Source organism: Kitasatospora sp. NPDC057512 (genome assembly GCF_042802135.1).
Classification (GTDB): domain Bacteria; phylum Actinomycetota; class Actinomycetes; order Streptomycetales; family Streptomycetaceae; genus Kitasatospora.
The window spans coordinates 1-2,869 of record NZ_JBHVET010000915.1 but is presented as its reverse complement, the minus strand read 5'-3'; the positions used below and the strand labels follow the sequence as shown (position 1 = coordinate 2,869).

5 protein-coding genes are annotated in these 2,869 nt (G+C 77.1%); 4 read left to right on the top strand and 1 reads right to left on the bottom strand.

Going from position 1 to position 2,869, the window contains the following annotated elements; genetic code table 11:
• The first annotated feature begins 139 nt into the window (after positions 1 to 139).
• Together ACFU6K_RS35720 and ACFU6K_RS35715 are read left to right on the top strand one after the other, a co-directional pair.
• Entirely contained in the window at positions 140 to 496 is a 357-nt protein-coding gene (locus ACFU6K_RS35720; RefSeq protein ID WP_380670302.1) for a hypothetical protein, read from the top strand.
• 63 nt (positions 497 to 559) lie between these two features.
• Complete coding sequence (locus tag ACFU6K_RS35715) at positions 560 to 733, top strand: hypothetical protein (RefSeq protein WP_181970643.1); 174 nt, start codon at positions 560 to 562, stop codon at positions 731 to 733.
• Between the two features lie 6 nt (positions 734 to 739).
• Here the strand turns inward: ACFU6K_RS35715 and ACFU6K_RS35710 are convergent, their stop codons facing one another.
• Positions 740 to 1,363: a hypothetical protein gene (locus tag ACFU6K_RS35710; protein ID WP_380670299.1), complete on the bottom strand. Its 624-nt coding sequence runs from the start codon at positions 1,361 to 1,363 to the stop codon at positions 740 to 742.
• Between the two features lie 87 nt (positions 1,364 to 1,450).
• Here ACFU6K_RS35710 and ACFU6K_RS35705 point away from each other — a divergent pair, with 87 nt between their 5' ends.
• Together ACFU6K_RS35705 and ACFU6K_RS35700 are read left to right on the top strand one after the other, a co-directional pair.
• Positions 1,451 to 1,834, top strand: coding sequence for a PadR family transcriptional regulator (locus tag ACFU6K_RS35705; protein ID WP_380670297.1), 384 nt, complete (start codon positions 1,451 to 1,453; stop codon positions 1,832 to 1,834).
• Positions 1,831 to 2,841 carry a hypothetical protein gene (locus ACFU6K_RS35700; RefSeq protein WP_380670295.1) on the top strand — a complete coding sequence of 337 codons (1,011 nt, stop codon included), beginning with the start codon at positions 1,831 to 1,833 and terminating at the stop codon, positions 2,839 to 2,841. The genes ACFU6K_RS35705 and ACFU6K_RS35700 overlap by 4 nt, the downstream gene beginning before the upstream one ends.
• The last annotated feature ends 28 nt before the right edge of the window (positions 2,842 to 2,869 follow it).

Genomic DNA, 2,869 nt, shown 5'->3' with positions numbered 1-2,869 from the left:
CCCTTCGGGGGGCCGCCCACACGGCGTTTCGGCGTCCGGCGGCGTCCGGCGGGCGTTTCGGGCCCCGGGCGTTCGGGCGTTTCGGCGTTCGGACGTCCCGGCGTTTCGGCGTTCGGGCGGGTGGACGGAGAATGGACGGATGGCTTCCGACGACATCGAGACCGCCCTGCACAACGCGCGGGCACTGATCCTGGCCGACCTCACCGCGCGGGACGTGGCGGACGCCGCCGTCGTCTCGCTGGTGGAGCAGGCCGTGACGCACCGCCGCTGGTGGCTGGAGCAGTGGCCGGACGGCACCGAGTACGTGCTCGGGCTGGTCGCCCAGGACGTCCAGGACGCGCTGCTGGAGGCGTACGGGCGCTGGCCGCTGTGCACCGACTGCGCGGCCGACGGGGACCCGCACGCGCTGAGCGTGGAGCCCGAGCTGGGGCCGGAGCCGCACTGGGTGTGCGGCAAGCAGGGCGCGGTGGTGGCGCCGGTGGGGAAGCTCTCCTAGCCCGGTCGACTCGGGGTCGGGGGCGCCTTCCTGGGCCGGTGCGCGGGTGGGTACGGTGCGCGCATGAGGCGCTGGGTGTGGGGTGTGGCGGGCGGATGCTGCGGGCTCGGGCTGTGGTGGGCCGTGCTGGAGGCGGCGGGGGCCGGCCACGACGCGTGGTGGGCCGTGGCCGGGCGGGTCCTGGCCGTGACGGGCGGCGTGGCCGCCGCGGACCGGGTGCGCGGGCGGTGGGGCTGACGGGCCTCAGAGGGTGCCGAGCTCCGCGGTCAGGTTGGCGCGGGCGGCCGGGGTGCGGTAGAGGGCCGGCAGGGCGAGCAGGTGGCGCAGGACGGCGGCCCGGCCGGCCGCGAAGTCCGGCGCGGGGACGAAGCCGTACTCCTCGCGGACGGCGGCCGCGTACGCCGCGTACGCCTCGGCGGAGCCGCCGAGGACGGCGAGGTCCGCGTCGCAGAGCACCTCGCCGTCGCGGTCGCCGGGGGCGGGGTCGTGGCCGACGGTGAGCAGCACGAGGCGCTCGACCTCGGCGACCCGCGCGGCGGGCAGTCCGGCGGCGGTCAGCGCGCGGACGGCCAGGGCGGCGCTGCGCTCCTCGTTCTCGGTGCGGTCGGGGCGGTAGACGGCGTCGTGGAACCAGGCCGCGAGCCGGACGGCCTCCGGGTCGGCGGCGTGCCCGGCCAGCTCGTCCACCAGGCCCAGCACCGCGCGCAGGTGCGCGGCGGTGTGGTAGCGCCGCTGGGGCTCCGACCAGCGGCGCAGCAGCTCCCGGCCGTACGGCTCGGGGTCGACGGCGGCCCCGCAGCGGTGCAGCAGGGCGGTCCAGGCGGCGAGCAGGTCGTCGGCGGGCGGGGCGTCCTCGGTGGTCGGCATGGCGACCATTGTGGCGGCCCGGCCGGGTGCCGGACCCGGGGGACTGGGCGCTGGACCTATAGGTAGGTTGACGATATATGTAGTCGTATGACAGAACGCTCCATGCAGGAGCCCACGCTGCTGCTGCTCACCGCGCTGGCCGACGCCCCGCGGCACGGCTACGCGCTCATCCAGGAGATCTCCGCGATCTCCGACGGCCGGGTCAAGATGCGCACCGGCACGCTCTACGGGGCGCTCGACCGGCTGCTGGGCCAGGGTCTGATCGAGGTCGCCGCCGAGGAGGTGGTGGACGGCCGCGCCCGGCGCAGCTACGCGCTGACCACCGCCGGCCGCGAGGCGCTGGCCGCCGAGGCGGAGCGGCTGCGGGCGGTCGCCACCGAGGCCGAGCGCCGACTGACCAGGATCCGGTCGATGCTGCCGGGCAGGACCGGGTCGCAGGGGCGGCCCGCGACGGGGGGAGGCCTCTCATGACCACACCGGTGATCGGCGCGGGGCCCTCGGTGGTGCTGCGGGCCGCGCTCCAGCTCTACCCGGAGCCGTACCGCCGCGAGCGTGGCGAGGAGCTGGCCGAGGTGTTCGCCGACACGACGGCGGCGGGCGGCCGGTCGGCGGTCGCCCGGGAGGTCCTCGGCCTGGCGGTGTACGGGCTGCGGGTGCGGCTCGGGCTGACCGGCGCCACGGCGGCCGGGCGGCTGCTGGCGCTGGTCGCGCCGATGCTCGCCGGGGCGGTGGCCGGTGCCACGCTGGTGGCCTGGGTGACCACCGTGGACCGGATCGTCAACTGGCTCACCTGGGAGGACCCGTACAAGGTCTACTTCTCGTCGCTCGGCCCGCCGGTGGCCGCCGCGCTGCTCCTGGTGGCGGGGCTGCTGGGGCGGTGGACGGCGGTGCGGGGCAGCGCGCTGGTCCTGGGGGCGGTGGGGCTCTACAACCTGGCGGACGCCGTCTGGTCCTCCTCCTTCGACCTGTGGTGGAGCGGCTACATCGGGATGGCCGCGCTGCCGCTGGTGCTGGCCGCGCTGCTGCTGGCCGCGGCGCCGACGGACCTGCTGCCCCGGCCGGGCCTGCGCACGGCCGGCCTGGTGCTGGCGTCGGTGGCCGTGGGCGGGCTGCTGGAGGCGGCCCAGAGCTGGGACGACACCACCTTCCCGCTGGACCTGGCGTGGTTCGTGGTGATGCTGGTCGTCCCGCTGCTGCTGACCTTCGCCGGGCTGCGCGGGCGGGTGGCGCCGACGGCGGCGGGGGTGGCGGCGCTGGTGCTGGCCGGGCCGGGCTGCCTGTTCAACATCTGGCGCGGGTCCGGCGGGGTCTCGCAGCTGCTGCCGATGGTGGGGCCGTCGGTGGCCGCGCTGGTGCTGGTGGCGGTGGCGGTGCACCGGTTCGGCCGGTCGGAGGCGGTCGGGGCGGTCGGGGCGTCCGGAGCGTCCGGAGCGTCCGGAGCGTCCGGAGCGGTCGGGGCGGTCCACGGTCCGGCGTGACCGGGAGGTTCGGGGGGCCGTTCCGGCG

Coding starts and splice junctions, on each gene's coding strand:
- ACFU6K_RS35720 (WP_380670302.1), top strand. CDS start 140: ATGGCTTCCGACGACATCGAGACCGCCCTGCACAACGCGCGGGCACTG.
- ACFU6K_RS35715 (WP_181970643.1), top strand. CDS start 560: ATGAGGCGCTGGGTGTGGGGTGTGGCGGGCGGATGCTGCGGGCTCGGG.
- ACFU6K_RS35710 (WP_380670299.1), bottom strand. CDS start 1,363: ATGCCGACCACCGAGGACGCCCCGCCCGCCGACGACCTGCTCGCCGCC.
- ACFU6K_RS35705 (WP_380670297.1), top strand. CDS start 1,451: ATGACAGAACGCTCCATGCAGGAGCCCACGCTGCTGCTGCTCACCGCG.
- ACFU6K_RS35700 (WP_380670295.1), top strand. CDS start 1,831: ATGACCACACCGGTGATCGGCGCGGGGCCCTCGGTGGTGCTGCGGGCC.